Source organism: Pseudomonas sp. LBUM1644, from assembly GCF_059716195.1.
The window spans coordinates 255500-276866 of record NZ_CP166812.1 but is presented as its reverse complement, the minus strand read 5'-3'; the positions used below and the strand labels follow the sequence as shown (position 1 = coordinate 276866).

Sequence of the window (21367 nt, the reverse complement as noted above, 5' to 3'; positions counted from 1 at the left end):
CAGGCGCTTGATGCTCATGACTCCGACCCTCCCCCGCAGACCCCGCTGGCGCAGCCTGGCCCTGCTCGCGCTGTGCCTGGCGCCGTTGTTGTGGCCGCTGCAGCATTTGGCCGAGCGCTACTACCGCAGCGAACTGGCTGGGCAGAACCGTCAGACGCTCGACCTCTACGTCGCCAACTTGCTGGGCACCCTGCACCGTTATGAAGTTTTGCCGCGGATCCTCGGCGACCTGCCGGCCCTGCGCGCCGTCCTGGGGGCACCGGATGATAGCGTTACCCAGGGCAACGCCAACCGCTTGCTGAAAAACATCAGCGCCCAGACCGGCGCGGAAGTCATGTACCTGATGGACACCACCGGCAAGACCCTCGCCGCCTCGAACTGGGACAAACACGACAGTTTTGTCGGGCGTAATTTTTCCTTCCGGCCTTATTTCAGCGAAGCCATGGCCGGCCGGCTCGGGCGCTTTTTCGGCTTGGGCACAACCTCCGCCAAGCGCGGCTATTTCTTCGCGGCTGCGGTGCGTGATGGCGAGAAAGTCCTCGGTGTGCTGGTGGTCAAGGTCGACCTCGACCACACCGAAAGCCTGTGGGGCAAAACCCCGGAACAACTGCTGCTGACCGACCATAACGGTGTGGTCATTCTTACGTCGCGGCCCGAGTGGCGTTTCCGCTCGACCCGCGCGTTGAGCGAGGAAGAAAGCAAAGCCATTACCGCGATCCAACCCTACCCGACCCGCGATCCCAAGCCGTTGAAACTCAACCCCAATGCCTGGCTGACCCAGACCCGGCAGATCGAAGAAACCGGCTGGAGCGTCAACATCCTTGCCCCTCGTACGCTGATCGACCGCCCCGTGCGCACGGTCGTCGCCATCGGTGGCGCAACGTTGCTGGTGTTGATGCTGTTGCTGGGCCTGATGATGCAGCGCCGCCGCCATTACCTCGAACGGATTGCCTTCGAAGCCAAGGCCCGCCGCGAACTGGAGGGTCGGGTGGCCGAGCGGACCAGCGACCTCGAAGGCCTCAACCGTCGCCTGAAACAGGAAGTGTTGGAGCGCGAACAGGCCCAGCAAGAGTTGGTGCGCGCCCAGGATGATCTGGTCCAGGCCGGCAAGCTTTCGGCGCTGGGCACCATGTCCGCGAGCATCAGTCACGAACTGAATCAGCCACTGGCAGCGATCCGCAGCTACGCGGAAAACGCCGAAGTGCTGCTCGACCATCAGCGCACTGACGACGCACGGGGCAACCTCAAGCTGATCAGCGAATTGACCGGGCGCATGGCTTCGATCATCGCCCACCTGCGTGCCTTTGCCCGACGCGATCGTCACGCCCCGGAAAGCGTCGCCCTGCAACCGGCGCTGGACGATGCGTTGGCCTTGCTGGCCAAACGGCGACGCAGCATGGAGGTCGAGTTGATCCGCGATTTGCCCGCCGCCACCTTGTGGGTCGAGGCCGGGGAAACCCGATTGCGCCAGGTGCTGGGCAATCTGCTGGCCAACGCCCTGGATGCGCTGACCGAAAAAGGACCACCGCGCAAACTCTGGTTGAGTGCCCAATCCACCGCCGACGGCGTCAATCTGTACATTCGCGACAATGGCCCCGGCTTTTGCATGGAAGCCCTTGGCCGCGCCAGCGAGCCCTTCTACACCACCAAGACCCGCACCCAAGGGCTTGGTTTGGGGTTGGCAATCTGCGAGACCCTGATGCGCGCCTTCGGGGGTGAACTGTCGTTCTCCAACCACAAGGAAGGTGGCGCCCTGATTACCCTGAAGCTGCGCGCAGGCGCACCGGGCGTGAGCCTGCAACCGTCCGAGGACCGAAGTGCATGACCATCGACAACCGCATTCAGGTCGTGCTGATCGACGACGATCCCCACCTGCGCCAGGCATTGAGCCAGACGCTGGATCTGGCCGGCCTGAAAATCCTGCCGCTGGCCGAAGCCAAGGGCCTCGCCGCGCAACTTGAGCGCGACTGGCCCGGCGTGGTGGTCAGTGACATCCGCATGCCTGGCATGGATGGGCTTGAACTGTTGACCGAACTGCACGCCCAGGATCCGGAGCTGCCGGTGCTGCTGATCACCGGTCACGGCGATGTGCCGCTCGCGGTGCAAGCGATGCGGGCCGGCGCCTATGACTTTCTGGAAAAGCCGTTCGCCAGCGACGCCCTGCTCGACAGCGTGCGTCGGGCCTTGGCCTTGCGCCGGCTGGTGCTGGATAACCGCAGCTTGCGTCTGGCCCTGAGCGATCGTAATGAACTGAGCACCCGACTGGTCGGGCAATCGGCGCCGATGCTGCGTTTACGCGAGCAAATCGGCGCATTGGCGGCGACCAAGGCCGACGTGCTGATCCTCGGTGAAACCGGCGCGGGTAAAGAAGTCGTGGCCCGGGCGCTGCATGACCTGTCGAATCGGCGTAACGGCCCGTTCGTGGCGATCAACGCCGGGGCGCTGGCCGAATCGGTGGTGGAAAGCGAGTTGTTCGGTCACGAGCCGGGCGCTTTTACCGGGGCGCAAAAGCGCCGGATCGGCAAGTTCGAATTCGCCAACGGCGGCACGCTGTTCCTCGATGAAATCGAGAGCATGAGCCTGGATGTGCAGGTGAAATTGCTGCGCTTGCTGCAAGAGCGGGTGGTCGAGCGTCTGGGCGGCAATCAGTTGATCCCGCTGGACATCCGGATCATCGCGGCGACCAAGGAAGACCTGCGCCAGGCAGCCGATCAGGGCCGCTTCCGTGCCGACTTGTATTACCGGCTGAACGTCGCGCCGCTGCGCATTCCACCTCTGCGTGAACGCGGCGAAGATGCGCTGATGCTGTTCCAGCACTTCGCCGACGAAGCCAGCGCCCGTCACGGGTTGCCGCCTCACGAACTGCAACCAGGCCAGCGCGCCCTGTTGCTGCGTCACCCCTGGCCGGGCAACGTCCGCGAACTGCAAAACGCCGCCGAACGCTTTGCCTTGGGCCTGGAACTGGCGCTGGACAACAGCGAGCCGGACGGCGTGGCTGGCACAACGATCGACGTGGTCAGCGGCGGGCTCAGCGAGCAAGTGGAAAACTTCGAGAAGAGCCTGATCGCCGCCGAACTGGCGCGCTCCCACACCTCGGTGCGCAGCCTCGCCGAAGCGCTGGGCATCCCCCGCAAAACCTTGCACGACAAGCTTCGCAAGCACGGGCTGAACTTCGCCGACGGTGGCGCCAGCAGCCATCACGATGATCTCGATTGAATGCCGTCAAATCACCATTTTCAAACAAGAGGCCTATGAATGAACCGCGACAGTCGCCACTTGGAATCGGTCCTCCATCACGACATTCCCCTGACGCAAGCCATGGGGGTCAAAGTGCTCGACTGGCACGACCAGCAACTGCGCCTGTATTTGCCGCTTGAGGCCAACGTCAATCACAAGAGCACCATGTTCGGCGGCAGTTTGTACTGCGGCGCGGTGTTGGCAGGCTGGGGGTGGCTGCATTTGCGTTTACGTGAAGAAGGGATTGAAAACGGGCATATCGTGATTCAAGAAGGGAAGATCAGCTATCCGCTGCCGGTGACGGGCGATGCGAATGCCATTTGCCAGGCGCCGGGCGCGACGGTGTGGAAGCGGTTTTTGGCGACCTACGAACGCTACGGCAGGGCGCGTTTGACCCTGCATACGCGGGTCGTGAATTCAGGGAGTGAAGAAGATGCGGTGACGTTTACCGGGCAGTACGTGCTGCACCGGTGAATTAAAAGATCGCAGCCTCGTTTCACTCGACAGCTCCTACAGACAAACGCGTTCCCCTGTAGTAGCTGTCGAGTGAAACGAGGCTGCGATCTTTTGATCTTCAGCCGCGTGCAAGCTCCAATAGTTTCTCCCGCCAAGCAGCCTTCGCCGGCAGCGCCAAAAAGAACTCATTCAACAGTGATTCGCGAGCTGGATAACTGAACGGCACGCCACTCAATTCCAGCACCTCACCACCCGCCCCTTCCAGCACACCTTGCGCCGCCGCCGTATCCCACTGCGAAGTCGGTGCCAGACGCGGATAACAATCTGCCGCCCCTTCCGCCAACAGGCAAAACTTCAGCGAACTGCCGATATTGGCCAGTTGCAGCTCACCCAGGCTGGCACTCAACCCCGACAGCAAACGCTCCTGCTCTGGGCTCGAATGCCGACGACTGGCCACCACGGTAAAGGCTTCACCCGCCGCCGGAGTGTCGCGAACCCGAATCGGCAACGGCTCGGCATCTTTATCACCACGCCATGCGCCCAGACCGGCGCCACCGACATAAAAGCGCCCGTTGGTTGGGATCGATACCACGCCAAACACCACCCGACCTTGCTCGATAAGCGCAATGTTGACGGTAAATTCTTCGCTGCCGGAGATGAACTCCTTGGTCCCGTCCAACGGGTCTACCAGCCACCAGCGCTGCCACCCGGCGCGAACGCCTTGGGGAATGTTGGCGTCTTCTTCGGACAGCACCGGAATGCTCGGGTCCAGTGCCGTCAGCCCGGCCAGGATCAAATGGTGTGCGGCAAGGTCGGCAGCGGTGACCGGTGAATCGTCAGCTTTGGCGGTCACGGCAGTGCCTGTGCGCCAGAACGGCAGGATCGCGTCACCGGCCTTCAATGCCAGCTCAATGACTGGCGCCATCAACGGATGAGGGAAATTCATGGCAGGAACACCTCGCGCTGAGTCAGCAGATCACGGGCCAAGTACAACGCCGCCAAGGCTCGGCCCTCGGTAAATCTCGGGTTCTGCGCCAGCGCCGACAGCTCACGCAGATTGATCTTGTCCACCCCCATTGGCTCGGGCTCGTCACCTTCAAGCCGCTCCTCGTACAGATCGGTGGCCAGCACTACCTGGATCTTCTGGCTCATGTAACCGGGCGACAACGACAACTCGGTCAGATGCTCCAGTTGCCGCGCGCCATACCCGGCCTCTTCCTTGAGCTCACGCTCGGCCGCCGCCAACACGTCTTCGCCTGGTTCGATCAAGCCTTTGGGCAGGGACAGCTCATATTCGTCGGTGCCGCCGCAGTACTCCTCGACCAGCACCGCGTGGTCCGCATCGAGCATCGCCACGATCATCACCGCGCCATAACCGGCACCCTTGCCGACCAATCGCTCATAAGTTCGCTCCACGCCATTGGAAAAGCGCAATTTGAGCTCCTCGACGCAGAACAAACGGCTGGTGGCGACGATCTCGCGGGCGAGGATGGTGGGTTTCTGGCGCATGAAAAGCTCCTTGGCGTGAACGCGTTACTATACCCGGCCTATCCTGATTATTGACTTCGGATATCCTTTTTTAGCGCTGGAGACGTTTTTATGCCCTTGCTGCCCTGGCACGACATCGACACCGTTTTGCTCGATATGGACGGCACGCTGCTGGACCTGCACTACGACAATCATTTCTGGATGGAGCATCTGCCCCAGCGTTACGCAGAACTGCATGGCGTGAGCCGGGCGATGGCCGAGCTGGAATTGCAGCCGCTGTTCGAGCGCAATGCCGGCCAGTTGCAGTGGTATTGCCTGGATTTCTGGAGCGCCGAGCTGAAATTGCCGGTACGTGAATTGAAACTGGAAACCGCACACTTGATCGCCCTGCGTCCGGATGCGGATACGTTTCTGGCTGCGATCAAACAAGCGGGAAAACGGGTGGTGATGATCACCAATGCGCACCGCGATTCGCTGTCATTGAAGCTGGAAAGAATTGAACTGGCCCCCTACTTCGAGCGCCTGATCAGCTCTCACGATTACGGTTTCCCTAAGGAAAACCCGCAGTTCTGGGAGGCGTTGCAGGCGGATATCGGTTTCGACCCGGCACGCAGTCTGTTTATCGACGATACGTTGCCGATCCTGCGCAGTGCGCACAATTTTGGCGTAGCGCATCTACTGGCGGTGAGTGAGCCAGACAGTCGAAAAGGGCCGAAGGACACGGCGGAATTTGCGGCGGTGGGGGATTATCGGGAATTGATTGCAGGCCTGTGATCCCGTGTAGGAGCTGCCGCAGGCTGCGATCTTTTGATCTTGTTTTTTTAAAAGGCAAAATCAAAAGATCGCAGCCTGCGGCAGCTCCTACATGGGCCTCACATTATTCGGGAATCCGCAACGACTGCCCTGGATAGATCTTGTTCACATCCTTGAGCATCGGCTTGTTCGCCTCGAAGATTTTTTGATACTTGTTGGCATCGCCATACACCCGCAGGGAAATCGCGCTGAGGGTGTCGCCCTTCTCGACCACGACAAATTTCGCTGCCACGACCACTGGACCGGTCACGGTGATCTGGTCTTCCACACCGCTGACACCGGCGACGTTGCCCAGCGACAGGAGGATTTTTTCTTTCTCTTCCTGGGTCGCGGCCTCGCCACTGGCGATGACCTTATCGCCTTCGACCTTCACTTGAATTTTCGACGTATCGATCCCCGTCAGCGCATCCTTCACGTGCTTGGTCAGCGCCTCGCTGTTGGCTTCGGCCTTGTCCGGCGTCAACGCATCGAGGATTTTTTCACCGGCTTCTTTGAGAAAACTGAAAAGACTCATCGTGTGCTCTCCATGGAAAAAGTTGTCCAGACGCAAAAGCCTAGACCAAGGTTGCAAAACCCGGTTGCCACCCGACCAATGACGCCGCTTCCCCCCAAGCGCTAGAATCCGAACCGTCCCCCACCCTGGAGCGAAGATGGACATCAAGCAGCTCAAATTCCTCATCGCCCTCGACGAAACCCGGCATTTCGGCCAGGCCGCTGCACGCTGCCACATCACCCAGCCAACCTTGTCCATGCGCCTGCGCAGCCTCGAAGAGGAACTTGAGTTGCCCCTGGTCAACCGTGGCCAACGCTTTGAAGGCTTCACCGCGCCGGGCGAGCGGGTGCTGGCCTGGGCGCGAACCGTGCTGGCGGCCTACGATGGCTTGCAGGCCGAAGCCGCTGCCTGTCGCGGCAATCTGGTCGGCACGTTGCGCCTGGGCGTGGTGCCCCTGTCGAGCTTCGACCCGTTGCCGCTGATGCAACGCCTGCACGGGGAACACCCGAACCTGCGCTTCGAACTCTCGGCCCTCAGCTCCGAGCAGATCCTCGAACAGTTGGCGAATAACCGTCTGGACCTTGGCGTGTCCTACCTGGAACGCCTGGACGGCGAGCGCTTCGATTCCCTGGCCTTCAGCGAAACCCGCATGGGCTTGCTGTACGACCAGCGCTTCTTCAGTTTCGGCCTGGAGCCTCTGACGTGGGAATCGCTGATCGAATTGCCACTGGGCATGCTCACCAGCGGCATGCATTTCCGCCAATCCATCGACCACAACTTCCATAGCCGCGGCCTGACCCCGCAGCCGCTGTTGCAAACCGATGCCGTCCATCAATTGTTACAAGCGGTGCACGGCGGATTTTGTTGTGCGGTGATGCCGCTGGACGGCGGCCTGGAAAACCTCACCGACCATCTGCGCCTGCAACCCATCGAAAACGCCCAGACCCTCGCCCGGCTGGGGCTGATCATGCGTCGCAGCGCGCCACGTTCGGCCCTGGCCGAGGCCTGTTTCGCGATCTATCAGAAATCGCCGACAGGCTCTTGATCGACGTCATCTATCGGTAGATCGGTAATAGCGATTAGACGCGACCTATTGACGCGCCTAGGCTTAAAGCTGATCAAACCGTCGGTGATGCCATGAACGCCAAGCGCCCTGCAAGCGCGGCGCCCGCACTTGAAACGCCCGCGCCAGACGCAAGCCAGACCTACAGCTACTGCGATCTTCAATACACCGAATCGGCCAGCACCGCGCTGGCCGAGGAAGTCGCATTGGCGATTGCCTATAACGGCATCAGCCAGGCTGTGATGCTGGTGACGCCGACGGATCTCGAAGACTTCATCGTCGGCTTCAGCCTCGGCAGCGGCATCATCGAAGACGCCGCCGATATCTATGACCTGCAACTCAGCGGATCGGGCTCGGCGCAATACGCGCAAGTGACCATCGCCAACCGTGCGTTCTGGAACCTCAAGCAACAGCGTCGGCAACTCGCCGGCACCAGCGGTTGCGGACTGTGTGGCGTCGAAGCGGTCGAGCAGGCCTTACCGGATCTCAAGGTGTTGCCCGGTGCACCCTTGCCGCCCGCCGAATGGCTCGATGGTTTGCGCCAGCGCATCGGCGCGTTTCAGCCGCTCGGCCAGCATTGCGGCGCCGTGCATGCGGCCGTATTCATGAACGCTCAGGGTGAGTTGTTGCTGGGCCGCGAAGACATCGGCCGGCACAACGCGCTCGACAAGCTGATCGGCGGGCTGATCCGCCAGAAGATCCCGACCACCGGCGGATTGGCGATTGTCACCAGCCGTTGCAGTCTCGAATTGATCCAGAAAGTGTTGCGCGCAGGTATCCAGACCCTGGTCAGCCTGTCGTCGCCCACGGGCCTTGCCGTGCAATGGGCCCGTCGTCACAACCTCAATCTCATCCACCTGCCGCAAAAAAATGCGCCGCGGGTCTACAGCCCTGCGTTGGAGAATCAAGCGTGAGTCAACACAATCAAGCCGACCAGACACCCGTTCCGCGCTACAAGCCCTATAAAGGCCCGGCCGGTGGCTGGGGCGCGCTGGCCAGCGTTGCCCGGGCCTGGTTGACCAGCGACAACGCGCTGAAAAACCTGCGCATGATGCTCAAAACCAACAAGAACGGCGGGTTCGACTGCCCTGGTTGCGCCTGGGGCGATTCCAAGGAAGGTGGCATGGTGGCGTTCTGCGAGAACGGCGCCAAAGCGGTGAACTGGGAAGCGACCAAACGGCGTGTCGATGGCGCGTTTTTCGCCAAGCACAGCGTTAGTTCTTTGCTGGAGCAAAGTGATTATTGGCTCGAATACCAAGGCCGCTTGACCGAGCCGATGAGCTACGACGCCCAAACCGATCGTTATAAACCGATCAGCTGGGACGCCGCCTTCGCCCTGATCGGCAAACAACTGCAAGGTCTGTCGAGTCCGGATCAGGCCGAGTTCTACACCTCGGGCCGCGCCAGCAACGAAGCGGCGTTCCTTTATCAATTGTTTGTGCGCGCCTATGGCACCAACAATTTCCCCGACTGCTCGAACATGTGCCACGAAGCCAGCGGTGTTGCGTTGGCGCAGAGCGTCGGCGTCGGCAAAGGCACCGTGACCTTCGACGACTTCGAACACGCGGATGCGATTTTCGTCTGGGGCCAGAACCCTGGCACCAACCACCCGAGGATGCTCGAACCGCTGCGCGAAGCGGTAAAACGCGGTGCGCAGGTGGTGTGCATCAACCCGCTGAAAGAGCGCGGCCTGGAACGCTTCCAGCACCCGCAACACCCGATCGAAATGCTCACCAACGGCGACAAGCCGACCAACACCGCCTACTTCCGTCCGGCATTGGGCGGCGACATGGCGATCATGCGCGGCATGGCCAAGTTCCTGCTGCAATGGGAGCGCGATGCGCAGAAGGCGGGGGAGCCTGCCGTGTTCGATCACGACTTCCTCAATGAACACAGTGCCAACGTGTTGGAATACCTGGGCGTCGTCGACGACACCTCGTGGAAGCAGATCGTCGAGCAATCCGGTCTGACCCTGGTTGAAATCGAGCAAGTGGCGCGGATGTACGCCAAAGGCAAGAACGTGATCATGTGCTGGGCGATGGGCATCACCCAGCATCGCCATTCGGTGGCGACCATCCAGGAAATCGCCAACCTGATGCTGCTGCGCGGCAACATCGGCCGGCCCGGCGCGGGTCTGTGCCCGGTGCGCGGCCACAGTAACGTGCAGGGCGACCGCACGATGGGCATCAACGAGCGTCCGCCGGTGGCGTTCCTCGATTCCCTGGAGCGGCGATTCCAGTTCAAGGTGCCACGCGAAAACGGCCACAACGTGGTCGAAGCGATCCACGCCATGGCCGAAGGTCGCGCGAAAGTCTTCATCGGTCTGGGCGGCAACTTTGCACAAGCAACGCCGGACAGCCCACGCACCTTCCAGGCCCTGAGTAATTGCGACCTGACCGTGCAGATCAGCACCAAGCTCAACCGCAGCCATTTGACCCACGGTAAAGACGCACTGATCCTGCCGTGCCTGGGTCGCACCGACATCGACATCCAGACCGAAGGCGCGCAAGCGGTGACCGTGGAAGATTCGTTCAGCATGGTCCACGCCTCCAACGGCCAGTTGCAGCCGCTGTCGAACCAGATGCGCTCGGAGCCTGCGATCATCGCCGGCATCGCCGCCGCGACCCTGGGCAGCAAACCGGTGGACTGGAACTGGCTGGTGGCCGATTACAGGCGCATCCGCGACCTGATCGCCGACACCATCCCGGGCTTCAAGGACTTCAACGAGAAGATCAAGAATCCGGGCGGTTTCTACCTCGGCAACAGCGCCGGGGCTCGCCGCTGGAACACCGCGTCGGGACGCGCCAATTTCCGTGCGAACGTCCTGCCCAAAGACCTGGTGCACGAACGCACTCGCGCTACCGGGGTGTTGCCGGACCTGATCATGCAGTCGATGCGTTCGCACGATCAGTACAACACCACCATATATGGGCTCGATGACCGTTATCGTGGGGTGAAGGGGCAGCGGGATGTGTTGTTCGTGAATGAAGCGGACATCATTCGCCTGGGGTTCAAACCGGGGCAGAAGGCGGACATCGTTTCGATCTGGGATGATGGCCGCGAGCGTCGGGTGAAGGGCTTTACGCTGCTGGCGTTTGATATTCCTGCGGGGCAGGCTGCCGCGTATTACCCGGAAGTGAACCCGCTGGTGCCGCTGGAGAGTACCGGGGATGGCAGCCATACGCCGACGTCGAAGTTCGTGGCGATCCGGTTGGAAATGGCGAGTGAGACGGGGTTGATTTTGGCGAAGTCGGCTTAACGGCAAGATCAAAAGATCGCAGCCTTCGGCAGCTCCTACAGGGTGTACGCGATTCCCTGTAGGAGCTGCCGAAGGCTGCGATCTTTTATCCACTTCACTGATACAACACTTTTCCTGCGCCCACAAAAAAGGCCGTTTTTTCACAAAAACGGCCTGTCCGAAGTAGCTAAAGACCGGCGGAAAACACTTAAGTTCCGCCTAAAAAACAGTAACTTATAGAAATGTGTTGAAGTCGTGTTACTCGTCGGATTTCGATTGTCACACCGATGACACAGCCTCAGGATCGCGCCGTCATCCCCTTGAGGTTCCTCTATGAAGTTCTCCTCGATTCTCTTGTTGTCCCTTGGCCTGGTCAGTGGCTTCGCTTCTGCAGGCGGCACCACCGAAGCAGGTGTGGGCGGCGCATTGGGCGGGGTTCTGGGCTCGGTCGTCGGTCAGTCGTTAGGCGGCAATACAGGTTCGACCATTGGCGCGGCCCTGGGCGGCGCGGGTGGTAGCGCAGTCGGCGCAGACAAACGCAGCCGTGGCGAAGCCGCCATTGGCGGTGCGTTGGGCGCAGCAGGCGGTAACGTGGTCGGCCGCAGCATGGGCGGCACCACCGGCAGCCTGATCGGCTCCGCAGCAGGCGGCGGCGCGGGTGGCGCGCTGGGTAACTACATGGGCAACAAGAGTGATGACGAAGATCGTCATTCCAGCCGTGGCCATGATGATCGTCGTTACTACCGTGATGACCACCGTGGTCGCGGTCATGCCTACGGCCATCGCAAGCACCACAACTACGATCGTCATCGCTGATCGCTAAAAAGATCAAAAGATCGCAGCCTTCGGCAGCTCCTACAGAGGCTGCGATCTTTTCGTTTCAAACCACCAACCGCTCCAATGCCATGCGTAACGGGGCAGGAATCGCCACGGGCTGGTTCGATGCCCGATCCACAAACACATGCACAAAGCGCCCCGCCGCGCAGGCTTCGTCTTCACCGGCCTTGAATACCGCCAATTCATATTGCACCGAGCTGTTGCCTAACTTACCCACGCGCAAACCTATTTCGATCCGATCCGGGAAGGCGATGGACGCAAAGTAATCGCAGGCCGAACTCACCACAAAACCCACCACCTCGCCATCATGGATATCCAGGCCGCCGACTTCGATCAGGTAGGTATTCACCGCCGTGTCGAAAAAACTGTAGTAGGTGACGTTGTTGACGTGACCGTAGGCGTCGTTGTCGTGCCAGCGGGTGGTGATCGGCTGGAAGTGGAGATAGTCGTTGCGTTGGGGCATAGGGTTGGACATCAATGTCGGTTCCTGGAGTTGGATTGCCAGTCTAGGCAGATTTCCGCGTTATCGTTCTTCGCGAGCAGGCTCGCGATGGCGTCATTAAAGACGCTATAAATCGGCAAACCCTTTACCCACTGCGGCCAATTCACCGATCAAGCGCGCCGGTTTCCAGTGATCACCTTGCTTGGTCTCAAGCTGCATCAACCGCTGATGAATATCCCCCAACCCCTGCTGATCCGCCCAAGCCATCGGCCCGCCCTTGTCCGCCGGGAAACCGTAACCGTTGAGGTACACCAGATCGATGTCATGCGCCGACCCGGCGATGCCTTCCTCGAGGATCTTTGCCCCTTCATTCACCAGAGCCAGCAAGCAGCGCTCGAGAATTTCCTCAGGCCCGATCTCGCGGCGCTGGAAACCCAAGCCTTCGCTGACCTTGAGCACCAGCGCATCGACTTCTACATCGTGCTCAGCCTGGCGACTGCCCGGCTCATAGTGGTAATAGCCATTGCCGCTCTTCTGCCCAAAACGACCCAGTTCACACAGCCGGTTATCCACTTGAACTTCTGGCGCATCCTGCCCTTTGCCCGCCAGTTCCCGAGCCCGCCAACCCAAGTCCACGCCGACCACGTCGTACATGCGGAAGGGCCCCATGGCGAAACCGAACCCTTGCAATGCCGCATCCACCTGATAAGGGTAAGCGCCCTCCAGCAGCATCTTGCGCGCTTCAAGCACGTAGGTATTGAGCATGCGGTTCCCGATGAAACCATCACAGTTACCCGCCACCACGCTGACCTTGCCCATGCGCTTGCCCAGGTCCAAAGCCGCCTCAAGCACTGCCGGAGCCGTCTGCGCACCACGGACGATTTCCAGCAGTTTCATGATGTGCGCGGGGCTGAAAAAGTGCAGGCCCAGCACCTGACGTGGACGGCGAGTGGCCGCAGCGATCGCATCGATATCCAGCGCCGACGTGTTGCTGGCCAGAATGGCTTCAGGTTTGAGCAGGCCATCCAGTTCGCGGAAAATTTTCTGCTTGAGTTCGAGGTTTTCGTACACCGCTTCAATCACCAGATCGACCTCGCGGATCGACGCGTAATCGGCAGCCGCCGTGACCCGCGCAATACGAGCGTGCGCTTCAGCCTGATCGATCCGGCCTTGGCGCACATTGTGCGCGTAGGTCTCAGCCACCGTGGCCAATGCCTGCTCAAGCATTTGCGGATTGTTATCGACCCATTGCACCGGCACCCCGGCGTTGGCCAGGCACATGACAATGCCACGGCCCATGGTGCCCGCGCCGATGACGGCTGCGCGCTGAATGTTGAACGGTGTCTGGCTCATGGTTGTTCTCTTGTTGGCGATCCAAAGACAGCCCCTACGATAGTCAGCCACCGGGCTTTTTTGAAATTTATTCCTGTGATGAGCAACATTCAGCGGATGGATGACCCATCCTTGTAGGAGCTGCCGCAGGCTGCGATCTTTTGATCTTGATCTTCGGCTATTTCAGCGACGCCAAAGACTAAGATCAAAAGATCGCAGCCTGCGGCAGCTCCTACAGGTTAGCGGCGGCCCAACTGCGTACCTCGCCATACGGATAATCCTCCAGCACTGCAAACCCCGGAATCGACCGCGCCTTGAGCTTGGTAAACAACGGCACGCTAATCCCGCACAGAAACCGTGTCACCCGCTCAGCCGAAGGAACATTGCCGGTGTGCTGCTCATGCCTGTGGATAAAATCACCGCACAGCGCTTCGAAGTTTTTATCCACAAGCGCTGGCAGTTCCGGTGGAGCAGGCAGTCGCGCCACATCCCCATGACACACCGAACAATGCCCGCACTGCTGCGGCGCGTTCTCGTCGCCGAAGTACTCGGCCAGGCGATAACCCAGGCAGTGGTCGGTGGCGAAGAGATCGAGCATGGCGTGTATCCGTGCGATCTCGGTTTGTTCGTGCTGGGTGAAATAGGCGTGAAGCTCGGCACTGAGCGCCTGACTGTCGAAGTCGGTTTGCAGCAGGCTGTAGACCTCGGTCATCTGCTTGCTTTCAAGCTCAACCCAACCCTTCTCCTGAAAATAATCCAGCGCTTTGACCACCCGATCGCGCTCGGCTTGATGCTGCTCGTACAACGCGTCGAAATTCACCGTCGCCCAGGTTCGCGCGCGGGGGGAGGTCTGGATGATGGCCGAAACAAAGTCTTTACGCTCACCCTCGAAACGGGCAAGCAAGGCCTCGGGTTCCTGCAAATACTTGAAGCGGTATTCGGCGTAATAGGCGTACCGCGGGGCGATGACCCCGCGCAGCTCCAACTGCACCAGCAAGGTCTTGAGCGGTAGCTGGCGAATGTTGCTCTGGTCCGCTAACGGCCCCAGCAAAAACTCCCACTGGCCCTCGGGCGCGGCGGCTTGCAATTCGTCGAGCACGAATCGGATGCCGTCCAGTTCTGGCGTATCACCGTAGACGAAGTTTTCCAGCACGTTGAGGCTGTCGCGGTTAGCCAATACCAGGCAATCGGACGGCTGCCCGTCACGCCCGGCACGGCCGATTTCCTGGCTGTAGTTTTCGATGGATTTGGGCAGGTCGAAATGCACCACGTTGCGGATGTCACTCTTGTCGATGCCCATGCCAAACGCGATGGTGGCGACGATGCAATTGGACTGCCCACCCATGAAGCGTTTCTGGATCGCTTCGCGTTGTTCGTGGGGCAGACCAGCGTGATAGGCCTCGGCCTGAATGCCGTTGCGGCCCAGGTGCTCGGCAATGTGTTCGGCGGTTTTCTGCAGGGTGACGTAGACGATGCTTGGCTGATTGGGACGTTGGCTCATCCATTCGACAAGGCGTCGGCGCTTGTCCTGCCCGCGTACCGGCTCCACCAGCAAGTTGAGGTTCGGCCGGTAGAAACCAGTGGTCACGACATCTTCAGGGGCGATAGCGAACTTGGCCTCCATGTCGGCAATCACTTTGGGCGTCGCGGTGGCGGTCAGCAGAAGTACCTGAGGGATGTTGAACTGGCGCTGGTAGTCGGGGAGCTTGAGGTAGTCGGGGCGGAAGTTATGGCCCCACTCCGAGATGCAATGCGCCTCGTCCACCACCAGCAGCGAGATCGGCACCTGCTGCAAGAAATTGCGGAAGCGCTCGTTCTTCAGGCGCTCTACGGAAATCATCAAAATTTTCAGTTCGCCAGACTTGGCGCGGGCCATCACATCGCTCGCGTCATCGCGGCTCTGGGCCGAATCGATGCTGCCCGCCGCGATGCCATGGCGTTGCAGGAACGCCAACTGGTCCTGCATCAACGCCAGCAGCGGCGAGACCACCAGCGTCAGGTGTGGCAGCAACACGGCCGACAATTGGTAACAAAGGGACTTGCCCGAACCCGTGGGGAAAATCGCCGCCGCCGAGCGCCCGGCCAGCACTGCACTGATCGCCGCTTCCTGGCCGGGCCGAAATTGTGGATAACCGAAAACCTGTTCCAGGGTGTTGTGCATAAGCTGTCACTCCGTTGACCGCTGCGAAGCCCAAAGCCTAGCCGGTGATCGCAGCCAGTCGAGAAAAGGTCGGGGGTAAAAAGGATACGGGATGATACAGCGGATGGCATGAAGGGGATTGCAAGGCATGAAGAATGGAGCGACTGACCGATCGCAAATGCTTAACCCGGCATTTCGAAATGTCCTACACATTCTGGCGCGCACCATACAGAGCTTTACTGCGTTGCGCCTGACCACCCCGTAGGAAACTTCACCTGTAGGGGTTTCGCGGGCAAAAACCCTGGCAAATGCGTAGGACCCATGCCCGAAGGCCAGTAAACCCCCTACAAATCCTGTCGATTGCGGCGGTATTGCCGTGCAACGCGGCGCCCTTCATAGTTTTCGGCGCCGCGAAATAAAGTGTGTCGGCCTGCCCGACTTCCTACAGGACCGACCCTAGATGCAAGACCGCTATCGCCCACTCAAAAGCAGCTACAGCGAAACCCCGGTGCTAGTCATCGACACCGAAGCAGACCCTCACGAAATCCTCGACGCCGCCCGACAACGCATTCGCGCCGCCAGCGACCTGCTCGAAACGCTGTATTGCACGTGCTTCAAACAGGCCAATGCGAGCGACATTCCCAACCTCGTCAACGCGCTCTACCTGCTGACCCAGGACGGCAACGAACTCCTCGAAATCGCCCGGCAACGCCTCCCAAAAAACCCACCGATTAATAATCTCCCACCACACACTCCCCTGTAGGAGCGAGGCTTGCCCGCGAAGAACGATAACGCGGTAAACCTGATGAAAACCAAAATGCCCGAAACCCAATCACCTACAGAAAAAGCAGCCTAAGACGCTAATGCCGATCAGTTAAGCCGTAATGCGATCCGTAGCAGCTGGCAAAGCCTGCGTTCGGCGGCGAAGCCGTCGTGAAATCAGCCGACGCGGTGCATCAGAAACACCTCGTACACAGGTTTTACGACGGCTTCGCCGCCGAACGCAGGCTTCGCCAGCTGCTACAGAAAGCGTGTTGCGCCTGAGATTCTTAACTGACAGGCATTAGCCTACGACCCTTGGTTCAAAGCACAGGTACAAGCTAGCCTCGACGCCCCTCGCCCAAGCATTCCAGATGAAGAAGCCAAGCAACTAATGGCAGTCAAACGTGAAAAATTGCGAAAGAAATAAGTCCGTAGGCAACGCCCTATCAAAGCTTCGTCCCGGTCCTACAACAGAAGACACCTTGTCGCCTAGCGCCAACCAGCGACTCACACCTATAGTCGGACTGTCGCTGCCAAAGCTTCGAGCAAGGCGATCTCGAAGACATCCCCCACATCACCCACGCGCTCTACCTCCTGACCCAGGGCGGCTGCGACCTGCTAAAAGTCGCTCAACAACGCATGCTGAACTGGAAAGCCCCGGCCTAAAACAAACTCTGAGGGGCAAGCCAGACCCTGTGGGAGCTGGCTTGCCTGCGATGAACGCACCGCACAATCCCGGCCCGGAACACAACCGCTGGTAGCCCGAGACAATCGTGATGAGTGAATTAACCTTCAAACAAAAACAAGCACACTACGGAAAATTCCACCGCTCAAATTACCTGGCCAGTCTTCGCCTCGAAGGATTCGACACGTCACCCGCAGACCTCGAAAAACCACTTCCGACGCGAGAAGAAGTGCTCGCCAAATACCGACAAGACAAGCCGCCACAATTGTCCCCGCCCTTCCCCCCAAGCCTGTCGACCAATAAGATCCGCCCAAGCCCAACCGGACGCCCCCGCAATGAACCTCGCCCCCCAAGTTCCCCGACGATCCCACCATGCACCTGCTCATGCAGGTGCTGCACGAAGAACTCGGCCTGCCAGAACGCAAAACCATCAGCCTCACCACCTCGATCAACTTCGACCTGGGCTGCGACGGTGCCGATGCGCGAAACCTGATGGAAGCACTGGATGAACAGTTCTGGATCGATTTCGTGGACTTCGACGCCTATCGCTACTTTCAGCCCGAAGAATTTGATGTCTTTCTCAAGCGCCGAGCGAAAGGTCGTGGCGAAAAAATCCCGTTGACCATCGGGTTTTTCTCGGATATGTGTTCTTCAAGGAGAGACTGGCGAAGATACAGGTGCTAGGCGTGGTTTTGGTGTTGGTCGGGGCGTTCGTTTTACATCTGAAAACTTGAATCAGACACCCACAAAAAAGCCGCCCCAAGGGGCGGCTTTTTCATTACATCAAACCAACACTTACAACTTCGGCCCAGCCGCCTTGATCGCGTCGCTCACTTCAAACTTTTTAAAGTTCTCAACAAACAACCCAGCCAGTGCTTTAGCCGATTCATCGTAAGCAGCCTTGTCAGCCCAGGTATTACGTGGGTTCAACAGGCCAGTTTCAACGCCCGGTACGGCCAATGGCACGTCGAGGTTGATGGTGTCGAGGTGTTCGGTTTCAGCACCGATCAACGCGCCGCTCTGGATCGCTGCGATGACGCCGCGAGTGGTCGGGATGTTGAAGCGTTTGCCGACGCCGTAGCCGCCGCCGGTCCAGCCGGTATTGACCAAGTAGACCTTGGAGCCGAAGCCGCGGATGCGCTTGATCAGCAGTTCTGCGTATTCGCCAGCCGGACGCGGGAAGAACGGTGCGCCGAAGCAGGTGGAGAAGGTCGACTTGATGCCGCTGCCGGAACCCATTTCGGTCGAGCCCACCAGAGCGGTGTAGCCGGACAGGAAGTGGTAGGCCGCTTGTTCTTCGCTGAGGATCGACACTGGAGGCAGGACGCCGGTCAGGTCGCAGGTCAGGAAGATCACCGCGTTTGGCTCGCCACCCAGGTTTTGCTCGGAACGCTTGGCAACGTGCTCCAGCGGGTAGGCGGCGCGGCTGTTCTGGGTCAGGCTGACATCGGCGTAGTCGGCGTGCTTGGCGTCATCGATAACGACGTTTTCCAGGACTGCGCCGTGCTTGATGGCTTTCCAGATGACCGGCTCGTTTTTCTCGGACAGATCGATGCACTTGGCGTAGCAGCCGCCTTCGATGTTGAAGACAACGCCTTCACCCCAGCCGTGTTCGTCGTCGCCGATCAGGTAACGGCTTTCATCGGCGGACAGGGTGGTCTTGCCGGTGCCGGACAGACCGAAGAACAGGGTCACGTCGCCTGCTTCACCGATGTTGGCAGCGCAGTGCATCGGCAGCACGTCGGAAGCCGGCAGCAGGAAGTTCTGCACCGAGAACATGGCTTTCTTCATTTCACCGGCGTAACGCATGCCGGCGATCAGCACTTTCTTCTGTGCGAAGTTGAGGATCACGCAACCGTCGGAGTTGGTGCCGTCACGCTCTGGAACGCATTCGAAGTTGGCAACGTTGAGAACCTGCCACTCTTCACGACCAGCCGGGTTGTACTGGGCCGGATTGATGAACAGGCAACGACCGAACAGATTCTGCCAGGCAGTCTGGGTGGTCATCTTCACGGCCAGGTAGTGATCTTCCGCCGCACCTACATGCACGTGGGAAACGAAATGCTCTTGTGCGTTGTTGAACGCCTCGACGCGGTCCCACAGGGCATCGAACTTGTCGGCCGGGAACTTGCGGTTGATCGGGCCCCAGGCAATGGCGGCCGACGTGGACGGTTCTTCAACGATGAAACGATCGACTGGCGAGCGGCCGGTACGATGACCGGTGCGAACAACCAGCGCGCCGGTATCGGCAAGCTCGCCTTCACCGCGATTGAGCGCTTCTTTTACCAGATCATCAACACTCAGATCGGTGTACACGGCGTTATTAGCTTGCGTCATGAGATTCCCCGTCGGCCAGTGGCCGAGTGTGCTCCAAACGTTTTGTAGTAGAAAGTCGTGCACTACTACCGCGACAAAAAGTGGGCCGGATTATGCCAGAAACGCCCAAAAATAGTAGGGCCCTCCCGTCGTAACGGCGTTATTCCGGCGCTAAGCAGTGAATTTACCTGCGCTGAACCGTTTTAGTGACGGGTATCTGACGGCGTCTCAACACCCGCGCCCGCGAATAGTTGCGTGATATCGGCGGCGTCGAACAGGTAGCGCTGGCTGCAGAACTGGCAGTCGATCTCGATGTTGCCACCGTGCTCGACCACCAGATTCTGCGCATCGTCCAGACCCAAACTGACCAGCGCATTGGCAGAACGTTCGCGCGAGCAACTGCAACGGAAGCGCAGTTTCTGCACGTCGAACAAACGAACCTGCTCTTCATGGTAGAGGCGATGGAGCACGGTTTCGTTGTCCAGGCTGAGCAATTCATCGGCGGTCAGGGTGCCGCCCAACGCGGTGAGGTGCTGCCAGCTGGCGGCGCGCTCTTCTTCGTCTTTCAGACGGTCGGCCGGCAACTGCTGCAACAACAGGCCACGTGCGCGACGACCATCGGCGTACAGCCAGAAGCGCGTGCCCACCTGTTGGGACATGACGAAGTAATTGGTGAAGCACTCCGACAGGGTTTCCCCATCCAGGTCGACGATGCCCTGGTAACGCTGACCCTGGGTCGGGTCGACCGTCAACGCCAAGACGCCGTTGGGCATCAGGTCAGCCAAGGTTGCATCGGGGGCAATTTTGTCCGCCTCGTAACGGGCCAGGCCACGGATCTCGCGTTCACTGGAGCACTCGATCATCAACAGCGGGATAGGGCCGTCGGAACGGGCCTGGAGAATTAGCAAACCATCGAACTTCAAGGTGCCGACGAGCAGCGACGCCGCCGCCATCAATTCGCCAAGCAGTTGCGCGACCGGCTCCGGATACGGGTGTTTGGCAAGGACTTCGGCGTAGCTTCGCTCCAACGAAACCAGCTCGCCGCGGTTGTCGCTGTCATCGAAGATGAAGCGTTGGGTGTAGTCGGTATCCGTTAGATCGGTCATAGGTTTGGGTATCTGAAGTAAATGACAAAAAGATTACAAAAAGTGAAAATTGCGCTTCTGCGGCACCGTTTTGGTGCGCTCTGTTCAGCCATGGGAGGCATTTTATGAACAATCCGGGTTTGTTCCAAGCAAGGTGGAACGTCCGCCGGTTGGCGCTGTGCAACTTTGTGCCTCTGGCGCTGCTTGCCTTCTGGTTATGGCCTACAGGTCAGATGCTGTGTGTGCTTTTCGACGAATGGCTTTTTCACCAACTCAATTCGCCGCTGGCGACTAACCCGATATGGCTGCACATTTGGGCGATTGCAAGTCTGCGCCCCTTCGATGCGGTGGTCGGGGTGATTCTTCTGACGTTGTTGATCAAGGGCGGCTGGGTCTTCAAAGCGGTGGAGGTGCGCCGCGCGTTTTTCGGTTTCCTTTCAGTGCTGCTGTTGTTGCTGCTCATCCGCATGCTGTTTACCAAACTCGCCGGGCACATGGGCTGGCAGCACAGCAGCCCGTCGATAATGATCGACCGCGCCATCCGAATGAGCGACTACTTTCCGGGGCTTGAAAAGACTTGGGAATTGAAGGACCGCTCAACCCAGAGTTTTCCTGGTGACCATGCTTCCGTGTTGCTGCTTTGGGCGCTGTTCATGACGGTGTTCAGCCGCCGCGCTGTGCAGGTGCTGACGATCTGGGGCCTGGCGCTGCTGTTCATGATGCCGCGCCTGGTGGCCGGCGCTCATTGGGGCCAGGATGATTACATTGGCGGAATGTTGATGGCGGTGTGGGCATTGGGCTGGGGTTACTACACGCCGTTTGCCTATTTTGTTTCGGAGTTTTTCTTGAAGATGACGTCGCCGGTGTTTGGGCTGTTGGGGAAATTGCCTGTGGTTTCGCGGATGAGTGTGGTGCGTGGTATTTCCATTCGGTAATTAGGTGATCCTGAAAAGATCGCAGCCTGCGGCAGCTCCTACAGG

General features: G+C 59.6%; 18 protein-coding genes and 3 pseudogenes. 13 read left to right on the top strand and 8 right to left on the bottom strand.

Annotated features, from left to right (window positions below; all coding sequences use genetic code 11):
- Nucleotides 1-16 precede the first annotated feature (16 nt).
- From ACA052_RS01315 to ACA052_RS01305, 3 genes are read left to right on the top strand one after another with little or no spacing between them, the layout of a single operon-like run.
- Nucleotides 17-1825, top strand: a complete 1809-nt coding sequence (locus ACA052_RS01315) for a sensor histidine kinase (protein WP_497648063.1) — start codon at nt 17-19, stop codon at nt 1823-1825.
- A complete protein-coding gene (locus ACA052_RS01310; protein ID WP_497648062.1) occupies nt 1822-3216 on the top strand; it encodes a sigma-54-dependent transcriptional regulator in 1395 nt (464 codons plus the stop codon). The genes ACA052_RS01315 and ACA052_RS01310 overlap by 4 nt, the downstream gene beginning before the upstream one ends.
- Before the next feature lie 39 nt (nt 3217-3255).
- Nucleotides 3256-3711 (top strand): YiiD C-terminal domain-containing protein, encoded by a 456-nt coding sequence (locus ACA052_RS01305; protein ID WP_497648061.1) that lies wholly within the window; start codon nt 3256-3258, stop codon nt 3709-3711.
- A gap of 100 nt (nt 3712-3811) precedes the next feature.
- Here ACA052_RS01305 and cysQ read toward each other — a convergent pair whose 3' ends face one another.
- Entirely contained in the window at nt 3812-4639 is an 828-nt protein-coding gene (gene cysQ / locus ACA052_RS01300) for a 3'(2'),5'-bisphosphate nucleotidase CysQ (RefSeq protein WP_497648060.1), read from the bottom strand.
- On the bottom strand, nt 4636-5202 hold the full coding sequence (gene nudE, locus ACA052_RS01295; RefSeq protein ID WP_497648059.1) for an ADP compounds hydrolase NudE: 567 nt from the start codon (nt 5200-5202) through the stop codon (nt 4636-4638). Before nudE ends, cysQ begins: the two co-directional genes overlap by 4 nt.
- Nucleotides 5203-5292: 90 nt before the next feature.
- Here nudE and yrfG point away from each other — a divergent pair, with 90 nt between their 5' ends.
- Entirely contained in the window at nt 5293-5955 is a 663-nt protein-coding gene (yrfG, locus tag ACA052_RS01290) for a GMP/IMP nucleotidase (protein WP_497648058.1), read from the top strand.
- A gap of 103 nt (nt 5956-6058) precedes the next feature.
- On the opposite strand, the gene lysM is transcribed toward yrfG, so the two are convergent.
- Nucleotides 6059-6508: a peptidoglycan-binding protein LysM gene (lysM, locus tag ACA052_RS01285; RefSeq protein WP_150712480.1), complete on the bottom strand. Its 450-nt coding sequence runs from the start codon at nt 6506-6508 to the stop codon at nt 6059-6061.
- Nucleotides 6509-6644: 136 nt separating this feature from the next.
- On the opposite strand from lysM, the gene ACA052_RS01280 reads away from it, so the two are divergent.
- From ACA052_RS01280 to ACA052_RS01265, 4 genes are all read left to right on the top strand, one after another.
- Nucleotides 6645-7532 carry a LysR family transcriptional regulator gene (locus ACA052_RS01280; RefSeq protein WP_497648057.1) on the top strand — a complete coding sequence of 296 codons (888 nt, stop codon included), beginning with the start codon at nt 6645-6647 and terminating at the stop codon, nt 7530-7532.
- Between the two features lie 92 nt (nt 7533-7624).
- The gene (gene fdhD, locus ACA052_RS01275) at nt 7625-8464 is read left to right on the top strand and encodes a formate dehydrogenase accessory sulfurtransferase FdhD (protein ID WP_497648056.1); all 840 of its coding nucleotides are present in this window, start codon (nt 7625-7627) and stop codon (nt 8462-8464) included.
- Nucleotides 8461-10809 (top strand): FdhF/YdeP family oxidoreductase, encoded by a 2349-nt coding sequence (locus ACA052_RS01270; RefSeq protein ID WP_497648055.1) that lies wholly within the window; start codon nt 8461-8463, stop codon nt 10807-10809. Before fdhD ends, ACA052_RS01270 begins: the two co-directional genes overlap by 4 nt.
- Nucleotides 10810-11121: 312 nt before the next feature.
- Nucleotides 11122-11604: a glycine zipper domain-containing protein gene (locus ACA052_RS01265; RefSeq protein WP_497648054.1), complete on the top strand. Its 483-nt coding sequence runs from the start codon at nt 11122-11124 to the stop codon at nt 11602-11604.
- A gap of 64 nt (nt 11605-11668) precedes the next feature.
- Here the strand turns inward: ACA052_RS01265 and ACA052_RS01260 are convergent, their stop codons facing one another.
- The 3 genes from ACA052_RS01260 to ACA052_RS01250 form a co-directional block, all read right to left on the bottom strand.
- Nucleotides 11669-12100 (bottom strand): acyl-CoA thioesterase, encoded by a 432-nt coding sequence (locus tag ACA052_RS01260; RefSeq protein ID WP_497648053.1) that lies wholly within the window; start codon nt 12098-12100, stop codon nt 11669-11671.
- 93 nt (nt 12101-12193) lie between these two features.
- The gene (locus ACA052_RS01255; protein WP_497648052.1) at nt 12194-13420 is read right to left on the bottom strand and encodes a 3-hydroxyacyl-CoA dehydrogenase; all 1227 of its coding nucleotides are present in this window, start codon (nt 13418-13420) and stop codon (nt 12194-12196) included.
- A gap of 211 nt (nt 13421-13631) precedes the next feature.
- Nucleotides 13632-15560 carry a RecQ family ATP-dependent DNA helicase gene (locus tag ACA052_RS01250; protein WP_497648051.1) on the bottom strand — a complete coding sequence of 643 codons (1929 nt, stop codon included), beginning with the start codon at nt 15558-15560 and terminating at the stop codon, nt 13632-13634.
- A gap of 439 nt (nt 15561-15999) precedes the next feature.
- Here ACA052_RS01250 and ACA052_RS01245 point away from each other — a divergent pair, with 439 nt between their 5' ends.
- The 4 genes and pseudogenes from ACA052_RS01245 (at nt 16000) to ACA052_RS01230 (ending at nt 17670) form a co-directional block, all read left to right on the top strand.
- On the top strand, nt 16000-16302 hold the full coding sequence (locus ACA052_RS01245; protein ID WP_497648050.1) for a hypothetical protein: 303 nt from the start codon (nt 16000-16002) through the stop codon (nt 16300-16302).
- 333 nt (nt 16303-16635) lie between these two features.
- Nucleotides 16636-16728: pseudogene (locus ACA052_RS01240) on the top strand (hypothetical protein); the annotation flags it as partial.
- A 349-nt stretch (nt 16729-17077) separates the two neighbouring features.
- Nucleotides 17078-17233: pseudogene (locus ACA052_RS01235) on the top strand (YhfG family protein); the annotation flags it as partial.
- An 88-nt stretch (nt 17234-17321) separates the two neighbouring features.
- Nucleotides 17322-17670 (top strand): annotated as a pseudogene (locus ACA052_RS01230) (DUF1493 family protein).
- A 111-nt stretch (nt 17671-17781) separates the two neighbouring features.
- On the opposite strand, the gene ACA052_RS01225 reads toward ACA052_RS01230, so the two are convergent.
- Together ACA052_RS01225 and hslO are read right to left on the bottom strand one after the other, a co-directional pair.
- Nucleotides 17782-19323: a phosphoenolpyruvate carboxykinase gene (locus tag ACA052_RS01225; protein ID WP_497648049.1), complete on the bottom strand. Its 1542-nt coding sequence runs from the start codon at nt 19321-19323 to the stop codon at nt 17782-17784.
- Between the two features lie 182 nt (nt 19324-19505).
- Nucleotides 19506-20408: an Hsp33 family molecular chaperone HslO gene (gene hslO / locus ACA052_RS01220; protein WP_497648048.1), complete on the bottom strand. Its 903-nt coding sequence runs from the start codon at nt 20406-20408 to the stop codon at nt 19506-19508.
- A gap of 104 nt (nt 20409-20512) precedes the next feature.
- Here hslO and ACA052_RS01215 point away from each other — a divergent pair, with 104 nt between their 5' ends.
- Nucleotides 20513-21322 carry a phosphatase PAP2 family protein gene (locus tag ACA052_RS01215; protein ID WP_497648047.1) on the top strand — a complete coding sequence of 270 codons (810 nt, stop codon included), beginning with the start codon at nt 20513-20515 and terminating at the stop codon, nt 21320-21322.
- Nucleotides 21323-21367 lie beyond the last annotated feature (45 nt).

What these genes read in the sequence shown, in the direction of transcription:
- ACA052_RS01315 (WP_497648063.1), top strand. Translation starts at nt 17, where the DNA reads ATGACTCCGACCCTCCCCCGCAGACCCCGCTGGCGCAGCCTGGCCCTG.
- ACA052_RS01310 (WP_497648062.1), top strand. Translation starts at nt 1,822, where the DNA reads ATGACCATCGACAACCGCATTCAGGTCGTGCTGATCGACGACGATCCC.
- ACA052_RS01305 (WP_497648061.1), top strand. Translation starts at nt 3,256, where the DNA reads ATGAACCGCGACAGTCGCCACTTGGAATCGGTCCTCCATCACGACATT.
- cysQ (WP_497648060.1), bottom strand. Translation starts at nt 4,639, where the DNA reads ATGAATTTCCCTCATCCGTTGATGGCGCCAGTCATTGAGCTGGCATTG.
- nudE (WP_497648059.1), bottom strand. Translation starts at nt 5,202, where the DNA reads ATGCGCCAGAAACCCACCATCCTCGCCCGCGAGATCGTCGCCACCAGC.
- yrfG (WP_497648058.1), top strand. Translation starts at nt 5,293, where the DNA reads ATGCCCTTGCTGCCCTGGCACGACATCGACACCGTTTTGCTCGATATG.
- lysM (WP_150712480.1), bottom strand. Translation starts at nt 6,508, where the DNA reads ATGAGTCTTTTCAGTTTTCTCAAAGAAGCCGGTGAAAAAATCCTCGAT.
- ACA052_RS01280 (WP_497648057.1), top strand. Translation starts at nt 6,645, where the DNA reads ATGGACATCAAGCAGCTCAAATTCCTCATCGCCCTCGACGAAACCCGG.
- fdhD (WP_497648056.1), top strand. Translation starts at nt 7,625, where the DNA reads ATGAACGCCAAGCGCCCTGCAAGCGCGGCGCCCGCACTTGAAACGCCC.
- ACA052_RS01265 (WP_497648054.1), top strand. Translation starts at nt 11,122, where the DNA reads ATGAAGTTCTCCTCGATTCTCTTGTTGTCCCTTGGCCTGGTCAGTGGC.
- ACA052_RS01260 (WP_497648053.1), bottom strand. Translation starts at nt 12,100, where the DNA reads ATGTCCAACCCTATGCCCCAACGCAACGACTATCTCCACTTCCAGCCG.
- ACA052_RS01255 (WP_497648052.1), bottom strand. Translation starts at nt 13,420, where the DNA reads ATGAGCCAGACACCGTTCAACATTCAGCGCGCAGCCGTCATCGGCGCG.
- ACA052_RS01250 (WP_497648051.1), bottom strand. Translation starts at nt 15,560, where the DNA reads ATGCACAACACCCTGGAACAGGTTTTCGGTTATCCACAATTTCGGCCC.
- ACA052_RS01245 (WP_497648050.1), top strand. Translation starts at nt 16,000, where the DNA reads ATGCAAGACCGCTATCGCCCACTCAAAAGCAGCTACAGCGAAACCCCG.
- ACA052_RS01225 (WP_497648049.1), bottom strand. Translation starts at nt 19,323, where the DNA reads ATGACGCAAGCTAATAACGCCGTGTACACCGATCTGAGTGTTGATGAT.
- hslO (WP_497648048.1), bottom strand. Translation starts at nt 20,408, where the DNA reads ATGACCGATCTAACGGATACCGACTACACCCAACGCTTCATCTTCGAT.
- ACA052_RS01215 (WP_497648047.1), top strand. Translation starts at nt 20,513, where the DNA reads ATGAACAATCCGGGTTTGTTCCAAGCAAGGTGGAACGTCCGCCGGTTG.